General features: G+C 64.7%; 12 protein-coding genes. 8 read left to right on the top strand and 4 right to left on the bottom strand.

What is annotated here, in order from left to right; translation table 11 throughout:
• Positions 1–6 precede the first annotated feature (6 nt).
• The 4 genes from ACB032_RS14575 (at position 7) to ACB032_RS14590 (ending at position 4,781) form a co-directional block, all read left to right on the top strand.
• Positions 7–1,539, top strand: a complete 1,533-nt coding sequence (locus ACB032_RS14575) for a transglycosylase SLT domain-containing protein (protein WP_371138179.1) — start codon at positions 7–9, stop codon at positions 1,537–1,539.
• Positions 1,540–1,769: 230 nt separating this feature from the next.
• Positions 1,770–2,735, top strand: a complete 966-nt coding sequence (locus ACB032_RS14580) for a tripartite tricarboxylate transporter substrate binding protein (protein ID WP_118881332.1) — start codon at positions 1,770–1,772, stop codon at positions 2,733–2,735.
• Positions 2,736–2,777: 42 nt separating this feature from the next.
• Positions 2,778–3,239 (top strand): tripartite tricarboxylate transporter TctB family protein, encoded by a 462-nt coding sequence (locus ACB032_RS14585; protein ID WP_010634132.1) that lies wholly within the window; start codon positions 2,778–2,780, stop codon positions 3,237–3,239.
• A gap of 9 nt (positions 3,240–3,248) precedes the next feature.
• Positions 3,249–4,781, top strand: a complete 1,533-nt coding sequence (locus ACB032_RS14590; RefSeq protein ID WP_139707256.1) for a tripartite tricarboxylate transporter permease — start codon at positions 3,249–3,251, stop codon at positions 4,779–4,781.
• 78 nt (positions 4,782–4,859) lie between these two features.
• On the opposite strand, the gene ACB032_RS14595 is transcribed toward ACB032_RS14590, so the two are convergent.
• The 4 genes from ACB032_RS14595 to ACB032_RS14610 form a co-directional block, all read right to left on the bottom strand.
• Entirely contained in the window at positions 4,860–5,525 is a 666-nt protein-coding gene (locus ACB032_RS14595; protein WP_011706286.1) for a response regulator, read from the bottom strand.
• On the bottom strand, positions 5,526–7,109 hold the full coding sequence (locus ACB032_RS14600; RefSeq protein ID WP_371138180.1) for an ATP-binding protein: 1,584 nt from the start codon (positions 7,107–7,109) through the stop codon (positions 5,526–5,528). It abuts the gene before it with no gap.
• Complete coding sequence (locus ACB032_RS14605) at positions 7,106–8,317, bottom strand: ROK family transcriptional regulator (protein WP_323995174.1); 1,212 nt, start codon at positions 8,315–8,317, stop codon at positions 7,106–7,108. Before ACB032_RS14605 ends, ACB032_RS14600 begins: the two co-directional genes overlap by 4 nt.
• Positions 8,318–8,448: 131 nt before the next feature.
• Positions 8,449–10,116 (bottom strand): methyl-accepting chemotaxis protein, encoded by a 1,668-nt coding sequence (locus tag ACB032_RS14610; protein ID WP_371138181.1) that lies wholly within the window; start codon positions 10,114–10,116, stop codon positions 8,449–8,451.
• A gap of 131 nt (positions 10,117–10,247) precedes the next feature.
• Here ACB032_RS14610 and ACB032_RS14615 point away from each other — a divergent pair, with 131 nt between their 5' ends.
• The 4 genes from ACB032_RS14615 (at position 10,248) to glpC (ending at position 15,100) form a co-directional block, all read left to right on the top strand.
• Positions 10,248–10,703, top strand: a complete 456-nt coding sequence (locus tag ACB032_RS14615; RefSeq protein ID WP_148248271.1) for a YchJ family protein — start codon at positions 10,248–10,250, stop codon at positions 10,701–10,703.
• A gap of 193 nt (positions 10,704–10,896) precedes the next feature.
• Entirely contained in the window at positions 10,897–12,576 is a 1,680-nt protein-coding gene (glpA, locus tag ACB032_RS14620) for an anaerobic glycerol-3-phosphate dehydrogenase subunit A (protein ID WP_371138182.1), read from the top strand.
• Complete coding sequence (gene glpB / locus ACB032_RS14625) at positions 12,566–13,846, top strand: glycerol-3-phosphate dehydrogenase subunit GlpB (RefSeq protein ID WP_371138183.1); 1,281 nt, start codon at positions 12,566–12,568, stop codon at positions 13,844–13,846. Before glpA ends, glpB begins: the two co-directional genes overlap by 11 nt.
• A 51-nt stretch (positions 13,847–13,897) precedes the next feature.
• A complete protein-coding gene (glpC, locus tag ACB032_RS14630; protein WP_043165129.1) occupies positions 13,898–15,100 on the top strand; it encodes an anaerobic glycerol-3-phosphate dehydrogenase subunit GlpC in 1,203 nt (400 codons plus the stop codon).
• Positions 15,101–15,118: the final 18 nt, after the last annotated feature.

The following is a 15,118-nucleotide window of genomic DNA, read 5'->3' on the forward strand; positions in this document are numbered from 1 at the left end:
ATCGTCATGATACGGTTATGGATCCTTCTGGGCTGGCTGCTGTGCGGCCCGCTGCAGGCCGCCACGCCAGCGCAAACCTCCCCCGCAGAGGAAGCCGAGCCCGAGCCGGCCGCCCTGGCTTTTAGCAGCGACCAGCTGGCCCAGCCCCTGCTTGGCGATCTCGATGCCATGCTGGCACGGCGCACCATCCGGGTGCTCACCACCTACAACAAGACCGGCTATTTCATCTACAAGGGGGTGCAGCGAGGCGTCACCTACGACGCCTTCATCGAGGTGGAGAAGCGGCTCAACGAACAGTTGCGCAAGAAAAAGAGCATCAAGCGCCACCTCAAGCTGCACCTGGTCTTCATCCCGGTAGCGCGCGAGGCCCTGCTGGAAGCCCTCATCGCAGGCAAGGGCGACATCGCCGCCGCCAATCTCACCATCACCGAGCGACGCAAACTGCAGGGGGTGCTCTTTACCGACCCTCTGCTGGAGAACGTCCGGGAGCTGCTCATCTCGGGGCCGGCCTCCCCCAAGGTGGAGAGCGCCGCCGATCTGGCCGGCCAACGGGTCTACGTGCGCCCCTCCTCCAGCTACTTCGAGAGCCTCACGGCCTACAACCAGGCGCGCAAGGCGGCGGGAGAGCCGCTTGTCGACATCCAGCCCGCCCCGGAGGCGCTGGAAGATGAAGATCTGGTGGAGATGGTCAATGCCGGCCTGCTGCCCTTCATCATCATGGACGAGCACAAGGCCCGGTTCTGGCAGAAGATCTTCCCCGCCATCCGCATCCATGAACAGCCGGTGTTCCGCCAAGGGGGGGTCATCGCCTGGGCGGTACGCAAGGAGAGCCCGCAGTTGCTGGCCATGCTCAACGAACAGATAGCCGCCCTGCGCGGCAAACACAGTGGCGACGCCATCCTGGCCCGCTGTCTCAAGCAGAACAAATTCGTCAAGAGCGCCGCCGCCGACGCCGAGCGCCAGAAGTTTCTGCAGGTGGTGGATCTGTTTCGCGAATATGGCGAGAAGTACGAGGTGGACTGGCTGCTGATGGCGGCCCAGGGCTATCAGGAGTCGGCCCTCAATCACAAGGCGCGCAGCCACGTCGGCGCCATCGGCATCATGCAGATCATGCCCGCCACCGGCAAAGGGCTCAAAGTGGGCGACACCCGCCAGCTTGAGCCCAACATCCACGGCGGCGTCAAATACATGCGCTGGATGATCGACCACTACTATGCAGACGAGCCCATGACGGCCCTCGACAAGGCGTTGTTCTCGTTCGCCTCCTACAACGCCGGCCCCGCCCGGGTGGCACGGCTGCGCACCGAGGCCAAGAAACGGGGGCTGGATCCCAACGTCTGGTTTCACAACGTCGAGTACGTGGCGGCGGAGAAGATTGGGCCGGAAACCGTCACCTACGTCGGCAACATCTACAAGTACTACATCGCCTACAAGCTGGTGATGGAGCAGTTGCAGCGCAGGCAGCAGGCGACCGAGACCATCAAGCAGCAGGGCACCGGCGGCGACAAGGTCTCCTCCGCCCCCGCATCACAGGGATAAGCCAGCCCTTCATCCGCGAGGCTCCCCGTCTGACGGGGAGCCGCGCGCCTTTTTAGCCGTCACCAAAGCTCCATCCTGGCCACCTTCAGCCCCGCAATCGCCCAACCTCACATTGCCGTGACCAGAATGCACACAATGACCACAACAGCCTTAATAGCCATTACGGTCAGATTGTTTGCCGACCAATCATGATTAATTAACCTTCCTGCAACAATCACAAGGAGAACACCATGTTGCAAGGAACCCTCAAACGCACGTTGCTCTGCTGCCTGCTGGCCGCCAGCCTCGGCGCCCAGGCCAAGATCGACGAAATCCACTTCCTCATTCCGGGCGGCGCCGGCGGCGGCTGGGACAACACAGCCCGCGGCACCGGCGAGGCGCTGACCAAATCCGGCCTCATCACCACCGCCTCCTACCAGAACATCTCGGCCGGTGGCGGTGCCAAGGCCATCGCTCACCTGATCGAGACCTCGGCCCAGTCCGACAAGACCCTGATGGTCAACTCCACCCCCATCATCGTCAAATCCCTCTCCAAGGAGCTGCCGCAATCGTTCCGGGATCTCACCCCGGTGGCCGCCATCATCGCCGACTACCAGGCGCTGGCCGTGCCGCTGGACTCCCCCTACCAGAGCTGGCCCCAGCTGCTGGCCGCCTATCAGGAGAACCCCGCCAAGGTGAAGATTGCCGGCGGCTCCGCCCGTGGCAGCCTGGATCATCTGGTGGCGGCCATGACCTTCAAGAATGCCGGGGCCGATGCCGGCAAGCTGCGCTACGTGGCCTATGATGCCGGCGGCAGCGCCATGGCGGCGGTGCTAGCGGGGGAAACCCAGGTGCTCTCCACCGGCTTTGGCGAGGCGATGGAGGCGGTCAAGTCGGGCCAGATGCGGATCCTCGGTATGACGGCCCCCACCCGGATGCCGGATGCGAGCGAGGTGCCCACCTTCAGCGAGCAGGGCAACCCCACGGTCTTTGCCAACTGGCGCGGCTATTTCGCCTCCCCCGCCGTCAGCGCCGACAAGTCGGCCGAATTCGCCGCCCTGCTCAAGCAGATGTATGACAAGCCGGAGTGGGAGACGGTCCGCGCCCGCAACAACTGGACCAACCTCTATCAGGCCGGCCCCGAGTTCACCGCCTTTCTGATCCAGCAGGAGCAGCAGATTGGCGGCCTGATGCGCGAACTCGGCTTCATCAAGTAATCCCACTGTCGGCGGGCCTGGCCCGCCCATCGGAGTCATCCCATGCACCTGACCAAGGAGCGACTCGGGGGGCTGCTGTTTTTGCTGCTCTCCCTCGCCTACGGCTATCACGCCACCCAGATCCCCGGCTACCCCGGGGACGAATATGAACCCTTTACCGCCAGTACCCTGCCCTATGCCCTGGCCGGTGCCGGCGCCCTGCTCTCCCTGCTGCTGATCTGCTTTCCGGGCGGCGAGCGACTGCAGCGGGAGAGCGGCAACTGGCGGCTGGTGTTCGCCCTGTTGCTGCTGATGCTGGCCTATGGCCTGGCCCTTGGCTGGCTCGGCTTTCTGGTCGCCACCACCCTGTTTCTCATCGGCGGGATCCGGCTGATGGGCGAGCAGAGCCTCGCCTTCGCCTGCAAGGTGAGCCTGCCGTTCACCCTCATCTTCTGGGCCCTGCTCACCAAGGGGCTCAACGTCTACCTCGAGCCGGGCCGGCTGTTCACCCAGTTGCTGGGATAAGGAGAACCCATGTTAGACGGCATTCTGCAAGGACTGGGCACCGCCATGATGCCCATCAACATCTTCATGGTGATCGTCGGCTGTTTCGTCGGCACCTTCATCGGCATGCTGCCGGGCCTTGGGCCCGTCACCGCCATCGCCCTGATGATCCCCATCACCTATGGGCTGGATCCCGCCTCCGGCATCATCCTGATGGCCGGGGTCTATTACGGCTCCATGTTCGGTGGCTCCACCTCCTCCATCCTGATCAACACCCCGGGCTGCTCCGCCAGCATGATCACCGCCATCGACGGCTATCCACTGGCCTGCAAGGGGCAGGCGGGCAAGGCGCTGGCCATTGCCGCCTACGCCTCCTTCACCGGCGGCACCCTGTCTGCCATCTTCCTGATGGTGGCGGCGCCGCTGCTGGCCAAGGTCTCCCTCTCGTTCCAGTCGGCGGACTACTTCGCCCTCATGGTGCTGGGGCTCTCGGCGGTGGCGGCCTTTGCCGGCAAGGGCCAGGTGCTCAAGGCGTTGATCATGGCGCTGTTCGGCATCATGCTCTCCACCGTCGGCATCGATCGCAGCGTCGGGGTGGACAGGTTCACCTTCGGCTTGCCGGACTTGCGCGACGGCTTCTCCTTCCTGCTGCTGGCCATGGCCACCTTCGCCCTGGCGGAGATCCTGATGACGGTGCTGCGCCCGGGCAAGGACACCAGCAAGGAGGAGGCGCGCAAGATCCAGCAGCTCGGCTCTCTCAAACTGAGCAGGGACGAGGTCAAAGAGATAGCGCCCCCCATCGCCCGCTCCTCGGTGATGGGTTTTCTCATCGGCGTGCTGCCGGGGGCAGGCGCCACCATCGCCTCCTTCATGGCCTATGGCGCCGAGCGCAACTTCGCCAGCAAGCGCAGACAGGAGGAGTTCGGCAAGGGCAGCCTGACCGGCATCGCCGCGCCGGAAGCGGCCAACAACGCCGCCTCCAGCGGGGCCTTCGTGCCGCTGCTGACCCTGGGGATCCCGGGCTCCGGCACCACGGCGCTGATGCTGGGGGCCCTCATCGCCTACGGCATCCAGCCGGGCCCGCGCCTGTTCATGGAGCACCCGGACGTGTTCTGGTCGGTGATCATCTCCATGTACCTGGGCAACGTGGTGCTGTTGATCCTCAATCTGCCGCTCATCCCTTATCTGGCCAAGATCCTGCAGGTGCCACGCCCCGTGCTCATCCCCATGGTGCTGCTGTTCTCGCTCATCGGGGTCTATCTGGTCTCCTTCAACACCATGGACATCTATGTGATGGCGCTGGTGGCGCTGATCGCCATCGGCCTGCGCCTGCTGGACTTTCCCATGGCGCCCATGCTGCTCGGCTTCATTCTGGGGGGCATGCTGGAGGACAACCTGCGCCGTGCCCTGGTGATCAACGACGGCTCCCTGAGCTTCCTGTGGGAGCGCCCCATCACCCTCGCCTTCACTCTGGTCACCCTGGTGATGCTGCTGTTGCCGGTGTGGCAGTGGTGGCAGGCGCGCCGCGCACCGGCCGCCACACTGCAATCCGAACCGAGCTGAGTTGACGGATCTCACACAGCAAAAGAGCGCCGACAGGCGCTCTTTTTATTGGCAAGACGAGATGGGTGGCTATCCCGCTCAGGGCTGGCGATAACGCCGCTCCGGCCGACCCACGGTACCGTACTCCAGCTCCGGGCTCGCCAGCTGCTGGCCCACCAGAAACTCCAGATAGCGGCGCGCCGTGGTGCGGCTCACCCCGACCCGGCCACCGATCTCCTCGGCGCTGGCCCCCTGCGATCCCAGCGCCGCCAGCACCCGCTGCAGGGTGAGCCCGTCGATCCCCTTGGGCAGGCCGCCCGCCGCCACCTGCTGCAACGGCGTCCCCAGCAAAGCATCCACCGCCTGCTGATCGATGTCGGCCAAGGCCGCCAGGGCGGCGCGGTTCTGGCAATATTTGTCGAGGGTGTCGCGCAATCGCTCGAACACCACGGGTTTGAGGATGAAATCCACCACCCCGAGCCGCATCGCCTCCTGCAGGGCACCGGCCTCCCGCGCCGCGGTGAGCAGTATCACGTCAAGGGAAGCCCCCGCCTGGCGCAGCTCCCGCAGCAGGGCAAAGCCCTCGCCATCGGGCAGCCAGACGTCCAGCAGCACCAGATCGGGCTTGAGGATCTCTATCTGCTCCCTGGCATCGAACAGGGTGAGCGCCACCCCCAGCACCTCGAAACCCGCCAGCCGCTGCACGAAGCGGCGGTGGATCTCGGCAATGGCCGGGTCATCCTCGACGATCAGGATCTTGATCACTCACACCTCCTTGGGAATGTAACAGACGACGCAACTCCCCTGCGTCGTGGCTTCGATGGTGATGGTCCCCTGCAGGGCATCCAGGGTCTTGCGTACCAGCGCGAGGCCGATGCCGTGATCCGGCTCCGCCTTGCTGCTGACCCCCCGCTCGAACAACCTGTCCGCCAGCGCGGGATCGATTCCCCCCGCCCCGTCTTCCACCTCCAGAATGAGATCCTGGCCGAGATCGCTCAGCGCCACCCGCACCGGTTGGTAGGGGGCGCCGTGGCGACGGGTCGCCTCGAAGGCATTGTCGATGAGATTGCCCAGTACCGTCACCAGCTGGGAGCCGCTGACGCGAAGGGGGATGTCGTGCAGGCGGGAATCCGGATCCACCTCCAGCACCAGCCCCAGCTCGTGAGCCCTGTGGTATTTGCCGAGCAGCAGGCCGGCCACCTTGGGCTTGGCGATGGCGCGCAGCAGGAAGCTGAGCAGGCTCTGCTCGGTGGCCGCCTCCCGCCCGATGAAGGCAAGCGCCTCGCGGGTGGCCCCGAGCTCGATGAGCCCGGCGATGGTGCCGAGCTGGTTGTGGTGTTCGTGGGTCTGCACCCGCAGCAGATCGCTGTAGGCCTGTACCTGGGAGAGCTGGGCACTGAGTTCGGCCAGCTCGTCCTTGCGCCGAAAGCTCGACACCGCGCCGATCAGCTTGCCATCGCGCACCAGCGGCAGCCGGTTGACGATGAGGGACTGGCCGTTGAGCACTATCTCCTCGTCAAACTGGGGGCGCGGATCCTGAATGAGGGAGAGCATGCGACTCTCCGGCAGCAGGCGGGTAACGGGCTGGCCGATGGCGGCCTGGGCCGTCTGCTCGTCAAGGCGCAGCAGGCGGATGCCATTGGGATTGAGGGAGGTGAGCCGGCCCTGCTCGTCGATGGTGAGGATCCCCTCGCGCACGGTGCGCAGGGTGCAGTCCAGTTCGGCATAGAGGCGGCCGATCTGCTCGGGCTCAAAGCCGAGGATGGCACGTTTGTAACGGCGGGCCAGCCAGGCGGCGGCCAGGCTGTTGAGCAGCACGATGAGCAGGGTCATGGCGAGGCCGAAACGCAGGAACCCCTGCAGATCCGCCTCGATATCCCGCACCAGATAACCGACCGAGACCACCCCGATGATCTGGCCGAGCTCATCGCGGATGGGGCTCTTGCCGCGCACCGAGACCCCGAGGGACCCTTGCGCGCGGGAGATGTAGGCCTCCCCCTGCAGCGCCCGCTTCGGATCATCCCCCATCATGGGTTGGCCGATGCGATCCGCATTGGGGTGCACCAGCCGGCGCGCCTCTTTATCGCCGATGACGATGTAGCTGGCGCCGACCTCGGCGCGGATCCGCTCCACCAGCACATTGAGGCGGGCGGTGTCGGCCCGCTTCACCCCGGCCAGCACGCCCGGCTCGCGGGCCACCAGCCGCGCCACGTCGAGGGCCTGATCCCCCACCTCGCGGTAGCGCTGCTCGGACACATAGTAGTAACTGGCCCCGCTCAGCAGCACCAGCTGCAGCAGACTGACCAGACAGAGCATGAGGAGGATGCGTCCTTGCAACCCCAACTTCATGCCTCCTTGTCGCCTCGCAACAAGTCGAGCAGCAGGCTGCCGTCGCGCAGGGCCTTGTGCACCTGCACCGAGGTGGGCTTGGTGGGATCTTCGTAGAAGTGGGTGGATTCAATCTGCAGCCGCACCAGGTATTCGGCCGGCAACTGGCTTGCCAGCGACTGGTGCAGCATGGGGAACAGCAACCGATCGGCGCGGGTGATTTCCCCCCCCAGCAGCAGCTTGCCCGGATTGAGCAGGCAGATGAGGTTGGAGAGCACCCGGGAGAGCCGCCCCGCCGCCTGATGGAGGATGTCCTGGCAGAGGCTGTTGCCCGCCAGCGCCAGCTCGCACAGCTCGCGGATGGTGACGCTCTCCGGCAGATCGTACTCCTGCATCCGCTCGCGCAGATCCCGGTACTGGGCTTCGAGCGCCTGATTGGTCACCAGGGTGCAGGCACAACCAAAGCCGCCGCAGTAGCAGCGCTGACCGTAGGGCTCGAGCTGCAGGTGGCTGAGATCGCCGAGCAGGGCCGACTCGCTCTCGATGAGCTGGCCGTTGACCACCATGCCGACCCCGATGTCGTTGTGCACGAACACCAGCACCGCATCGGCGCAGTTCTTGGCGGCCCCCCACTCACGTTCGGCCTGGATCCAGGTGCGCACGTCGCCACTCACCAGCACGGGCACCGCGAAGGCCTCCTGCAGGGTGGGGCCAAGCGGCCAGTTGCGCAGATCGTAGAAGGGGAAGTGTTTGACCATGCCGGAGTGGCGCTCCACCTGCCCCGGCAGACAGAGGGCGATGCAGGCGAGGCGCAGCGCCTTCTTGGGCAAGAAGCCCTCGATGGCCCGCACCAGGCTGGCCAGCAGGTCGACGCGCTCCCCTTCGCTGAAGACATGGCGATGACGGGCGAGCGAGCGGCCGGCCAGATCGAACAGCGCCATGTCCACATAGCCGCGGCCAAGGCGCATGGAGAGAAACTGGAAGCGGCGCTCGTTGATACGCAGCAAGGTCTGGCGGCGACCACGCCCCACCGAGCTCTCGCCACAGGTGACCACCAGGCCGCCGTCGAGCAGCTCGCGGGTGATCTTGGTGATGCTGGCAGGCGAAAGGCCGGTCAAGCGGGAGAGATCAGTACGGGACAGCTCCTTGTGCTCCTCCAGGCTGGCGTAGACCAGGCCATAGTTGAGCTGACGGATCAAATCGATACTGCCTTTCACGATCTCATTCATAGGGTACGGGGCAAGGGCTGACACAGAGGGGGGCAATTTTCACATATTATTGGTCAATCCCCAAATAAAGTGCGGCCTGAACCGGGGTTCAGGCCGCATCTTGTGAGGGACATCCCCCTCTTGTCACCCCATCAGTAGCGGAACTGGGAGACCAGCTTGCGCAGTTTGTCGCCGGTGCTGGCGAGATCGCGGGTGGTGCTGTTGGACTCGACCGCCGCGTCGGTCAGCTCGCTGACGATCTGCTGAATGGCCACCAGGTTCTTGTTGATCTCCTCGGAGACCGCGTGCTGCTCCTCGGCGGCAGTGGCTATCTGGATGTTCATGTCGTTGATGGTGCTGACCGCCATTACCATGCTGTCGAGGGAGGTGGCGATGTGGCTCGCCTCCTGCACCGTCTCCTGGCTGCGCTCTTCGCTGGCCTGCATCACGTCCACCGCCTGCTTCACCCCGCCCTGCAGGCGCTGCAGCATCTCGTTGATCTCCTTGGTGCTCTGCTGGGTGCGACCGGCGAGCGAGCGGACTTCGTCCGCCACCACCGCAAAGCCGCGCCCCTGCTCGCCGGCCCGGGCCGCCTCGATGGCGGCGTTGAGCGCCAGCAGGTTGGTCTGCTCGGCAATGCCGCGAATGACCTCCACCACGGATCCTATCTTGGCGGTCTCCTGCGCCAGCTGCTCGATGACGCCGGAGGCGGTGTGCACCTCGCCCACCAGCCGGTTGATGCTGTTGATGGCGGTGCCCACCACGCCGCGAGCGGCATCAGATTCGCGCGCCGCATCGCTGGTGGCGGTGGCCGCGTTGGAGGCGCTGGCCGCCACTTCCTGGGCGGTGGAGCTCATCTCGGTCACTGCGGTGACCACCTGATCGGTCTCCCGGCTGTGGCCGTGCATCTGATGGTCATAGTGCTCGCTCAGGTGGTGCAGCTTCTCCACCGCGCTGAACAGGTGATTGCTGGTCTCCCCCACCTGGCTCACCACCGACTGGATCCGCGTCACGAAGCGGTTGAAGGCGGTGGCCAGCTGACCAATCTCGTCATGGCTCTGCACCTTGAGGCGCTGGGTCAGATCCCCCTCCCCGTCGGCGATGTCGTTGAGGGCCGAGACCGCGTCCGCCAGCGGCCGGGTGACCCGGTTGCCGATCACCACGGTGGCGGCCAGGGTCACCCCCAGGATCACCAGGATCAGCAGCACGCTGCTCTGCAGGGAGTCGCGCATGTTGCTCTCGCGCTCGGTGCGCAGCACCGCCAGCTCGTTGTCGATGTCATCGATGTAAAAGCCGGTGCCGATGATCCACTGATATTTGTCGAGCACCAGGTTGAAGGAGAGTTTAGGCGCATCCCGGCCGATGGAGGGCTTGGCGGTCCAGTACTCGGAGAAGCCATCCCCCTGGCGCGCCGCCTTGACGATCTCCTGGATCAGCAGCTTGCCCTTGGCATCCTTGTCCTGCCAGCGGTTCTTGCCTTCCATCTCGGGGCGGGTCGGCAGCAATACCGTATTGCCCTGGAAGTCGTAGACGAAGAAGTAGCCGTCACTGCTGTAGCGCAATGGCCGCAGCAGCTCGGTGACCTGCTTGCGCGCTTCCGGGGTGTCTGGCTGGTTGTAGGCAGTGTCGACGGCCGTCTTGGCAAGCATCAGGTAGCTGCTGAGCAACGCCTTGCGCTCCTTGATCGCATTCTCCCGCGCCACCACCAGATCGGCTTCCAGGTCACTCTTTGAAATCATGTAGTTGCTGAGATTGACCACCAGGGCCATCAGGAGCACGGGGACGGCTCCCAACAACAGAATTTTCTGCTTTAGCGTCATCTTTCACATCCTTGCAGCTATTTTTATGAGCGTTCCGTTCCTACCAGACCAGTATAGGATGCTGGTCGACGGGGACCCGCTTTCGCTACAATCCCCGCCCTCTATATCTATCGACTCTGATGGCCAGACACATGAACAAATGTCCTTGCGGTTCAACTCTTTCTCTCGAATTGTGCTGTGGATCACTGCATCGGGGCGCCGCCGCCCAGACCCCGGAGCAGCTGATGCGCTCGCGCTACAGCGCCTTCGTGCTGGGATTGGGGGAGTACCTGGTGCACAGCTGGCACCCTGACTATCTGGGGGATCTGACTGCAGAGCAGCTCTCCCAGACCGACACCCAATGGGACGGGCTCGAGATCATCGCCAGCCAGGGCGGCCCCGATGACCCCCTTGGCATGGTGGAGTTCAAGGCCTGGTTCATGGAAGGTGAAGCGCGCCACTGCCTGCATGAGCGCTCCCGCTTCGTGCGCCATCAGGGGCGCTGGGTCTACACCGACGGCGAGCAGGATCCGGCGCCGCTGCGGGTGGGACGCAACGACCCCTGCCCCTGCGGCAGCGGCAAGAAATTCAAGAAGTGCTGCGGCTGAACGCCGTGACTCGTGTCGACAGAGGAGGCCCAGCGGCCCCCTCTGCTGTTGCTGGAGTGTGACAACAATCACGATTTGCTCATTAACACCCCTTAACTTGAGCGTTTGCGAACATTAACTTGGCCCATATCAAACATTTTCGCCCAGAGACAGGCCACACTGGCACCATCTGGAAGAGATGAGACGGGCAAGAATGAAAAGAATAACCACACAAGTCGTCATCATAGGGGGTGGCGCCACCGGAGCTGGCATCATGCGCGATTGCGCACTGCGCGGCATCGACTGCATCCTGCTTGAGCGGGACGATATCGCCGCCGGCACCACGGGTCGCAACCACGGCCTGCTCCACTCCGGCGCCCGCTACGCGGTGACGGATCAGGAGTCCGCCCGCGAGTGCATTCAGGAGAACCGCATCCTCAAGCGGATCGCCAGCCACTGCGTCGAGGACACCGGCGGCCTCTTCATTACCCTGCCGGAAGATGACATCAATTTTCAAAATACCTTCATGGACACCTGCGCCCTGGCGGGCATTGACGCCCGCCAGCTGGATCCCACCGATGCGCTGCGCCTCGAACCCAACGTCAACCCCGCGCTGATCGGCGCCATCCAGGTGCCGGACGGCACGGTCGATCCGTTCCGCCTGGCCGCCGCCAACGTGCTGGATGCCAAGGAGCACGGCGCCCGCATCTTCACCCACAGCAAGGTGCTGGGGCTTTTGCGCACTCAGGATCGGGTGCACGGGGTCAAGGCGATCAACACCCGCACCGGTGAAGCGTTCGAAGTGGAGTGCCAGGAGGTGATCAACGCCGCCGGCATCTGGGGCCAGCAGATCTGCGAGTACGCCGATCTCGGCATCCGCATGTTCCCGGCCAAGGGCTCCCTGCTCATCATGGATTACCGCATCAACCAGCTGGTGCTCAACCGCGCCCGCAAACCGGCGGACGCGGACATCCTGGTGCCGGGCGATACCATCTCCCTCATCGGCACCACCTCGAGTCGCATCGATTACCACAAGATTGACCAGCTCACCGTCGAGCCCGAAGAGGTGGAGGTGCTGCTGCGCGAGGGGATCAAGCTCGCCCCCATCATGGCCCGCACCCGTCTGCTGCGCGCCTACGCTGGCGTTCGCCCGCTGGTGGCGGTGGATGGCGACGAGTCCGGCCGCAACATCAGCCGTGGCATAGTGCTGCTGGATCACGCCGAACGTGACGGTCTCAAGGGGTTCAACACCATCACCGGCGGCAAGCTGATGACCTACCGGCTGATGGCCGAATGGGCAACCGATCTGCTGGCCAAGAAGCTGGGCAACAGCAAGCCCTGCCGCACCGCCGAACTGAGCCTGCCCGGCTCGCGGGATCCGGAGAAGGTCTCCGCCCCCGGCCTCTCGGTGCCCGCCGAAGGCTCGGCCCAGTACCGCCACGGCGAGCGGGTCATCGCCTTCTTCCGCGACAATCCCAAGGCCAACGCCCTCATCTGCGAGTGCGAAATGGTCACCGCAGGTGAAATCGAATATGCCCTGCGCGAGCTGGATGTGGACAACCTGGTGGATCTGCGCCGCCGCACCCGCCTCGGCATGGGCCCCTGTCAGGGGGAGCTGTGCGCCTATCGCGCCGCCGGTCTGATGCAGGAGTATGGCAAGGCCGACGGCCGTCAGGCCTGCGTCATGCTGCGCCAGTTCCTGGAGGAGCGCTACAAGGGCACCCGGCCGGTGCTGTGGGGCGATGCCCTGCGCGAAGCCGAATTTACCTACTGGATCTACGAGGGGCTGTTCGGCCTTGGCGAGTGGACGGCCCCCCACCTGGTGGCCGAGCCGCCCTTCCCGCTCGATGCCAGCACCGCAAATCCCACCAAGGAGCGCAGCCATGAAATTTGACAGCATCGTGATCGGCGGCGGCATGGCGGGCCTCTCGGCGGCCCTGCGCCTGGCCGAGGCAGGCCAGAAGACCCTGCTGATGGCCTCCGGCCAGAGCGCCCTGCACTTCTCCTCCGGCTCGGTCGATCTGCTGGAGAGCGAGGGGGATCCCCGCGCCGCCCTGCCCGCCTTCATGGCTGCCAACCCCGAGCATCCCTACAACAAGGTGGGGCTGACCCATATCGCGGCGAGCCTCGATGATCTGCAGCGCCACTGCGCCGCGCAGGGATTGCCGCTGTTTCGCCAGGAGCGCAACCACCAGCGGCTGACCCCCATCGGCACCCTCAAAACCACCTGGCTCTCCCCCGACACCTGCGCCTGTGTGACCGATGCGCCGGCCCCCGACGCCATCCTGCTGGCGACCCTGGAGGGATTTCGCGACTTTCACCCAGAGCTCGCGGCCGCCAACCTGGCGACCCACACCCGCTTCGCCCACTGCCGCATCCTGACCGGTGAGCTCCGCCTGCCCCAGCTGGCCGAGTTCAGCCGCAATCCCCACGAGTTTCGCTCCGCCGACATCGCCCGCCTGTTCGACAAGCAGGGCAATGGCCAGCGTGACCTGCTGACGGATCTGGCCCGCGAGATCAGCCGCCTGGTGCAAGAGAGCGGTGAGCCGCGCTGCCACCACCTGGTGCTGCCCGCCTGCTTGTCGCTGGGGCTGGTCGGCCCGCGCCTGGCGGAGCTGGAGCAGCGCACCGGCTGCATCATCAAAGAGGTAGCCACCATGCCGCCGTCACTGATCGGCATGCGGATGCAGGAGGCGCTCAAGCGCCGCTTCATGGCCCTTGGCGGCACCTTCCTCACCAGCGAGCGGGTGCTGGGCGCCCGTTACGAGGGCAATCGGGTGATTGGCGTGCACAGCCAGAATGGCGACGATCAGCTGTTCGAGGCGGACCACTTCGTGCTCGCCTCCGGCAGCTTCTTCAGCCGCGGGCTGGAGTCCCGCCTGCGCGGCATTCGCGAGCCGATCTTCAACGCCGATGTGCTGAGCCTGCCCGAGCGCGACGCCTGGGCCGGTCGCCGCCTGTTCGACCACCACCCCTTCATGGGCTTCGGAGTCAAGACCGACGACAAGCTCAGAGTGCTGCGTGGCGGCAAGCCGCTCACCAACCTCTATGGCGCCGGCAGCGTGCTGGCGCACTATGACCCCATCAAGGAAGGGTCAGGTTCCGGCGTGGCAGTTGCCACCGGCTGGCAGGCTGCCGGTCACATTTTGAGTTCAGCCCAATGATGATTTTGTCCCACATCCCGTGCCTTCACACCCAACGGGAGGAGAACTGACATGTTACTGGATCATGCCAACCAAACTTTCGATCAGTGCATCAAATGCACTGTCTGTACCGCCTACTGCCCGGTGGCCAAGGCCAACCCGGCCTACCCCGGCCCCAAGCAGGCGGGCCCGGATGGCGAGCGGCTGCGCATCAAGAGCCCGGAGCTCTTTGACAGCGCCCTCAAGTACTGCACCAACTGCAAGCGCTGCGAAGTGGCCTGCCCGAGCGGGGTGCGCATCGGCGACATCATCGCCAAGGCCAAGCACCAGTACAGCGGCTTCAAGCCGGGGATCCGCGAATTCGTGCTCTCCCACACCGATCTGATGGGCAGCATGTCCACCCTGATGGCCCCGGTGGTCAACTTCACCACCGGCCTCAAACCGATGAAGCTGGTGCTGGACAAGGCGCTGGGGGTCTCCTCCCACCGTGACCTGCCCAAATACTCCCAGGGCACCTTCCGCGGCTGGTACAAGAAGCAGAAAGCGAGTCAGGCCCGTTTCGAGCGCCAGATCGCCTACTTCCACGGCTGCTACGTCAACTACAACCACCCGCAGCTCGGCAAGGAGCTGGTGCAGGTGCTCAACGCCATGAACATCGGCGTCCAGTTGCTGGAGCGGGAGAAGTGCTGCGGCGTGCCGCTGATTGCCAACGGCTTCATGGACAAGGCCAAGCAGCAGGCGGCCTTCAACATCAAACAGCTGGAGAACACCCTGCTCGGCAACGAGATGCCGCTGCTGGCCACCTCCTCCACCTGCGGCTTCACCCTGCGGGACGAATATCCCCACCTGCTGGAGCAGGACAACCACAAGGTGCGCGACCGCATCTCACTGGTGACCCGCTTCCTGTGGAACGAGTTCTACAGGGGCAACAAGCCGGCGATGAAGCCGCTCAATCTGCACATCGCCTACCACACCCCCTGCCACATGGAGAAGATGGGCGGCGTCATCTATACCCTCGAGCTGCTGCGCGCCATCCCAGGGGTCAAGGTGACCGTGCTGGACTCCCAGTGCTGCGGCATCGCCGGCACCTACGGCTTCAAGTCGGAGAACTACCAGACCAGTCAGGCCATCGGCGAAGGGCTGTTTGATCAGATAAACCGGCTCAAGCCTGATCTGGTCATCACCGACTGCGAAACCTGCAAATGGCAGATCGAGATGAGCACACCGTTCCCTTGTGAACACCCCATCCACCTGCTGGCCAAAGCCTTGGCGTGAGATGAGCACCGCCATATC

Source organism: Aeromonas sp. S5(2024) (assembly GCF_041403025.1).
Lineage (GTDB): Bacteria > Pseudomonadota > Gammaproteobacteria > Enterobacterales > Aeromonadaceae > Aeromonas > Aeromonas hydrophila.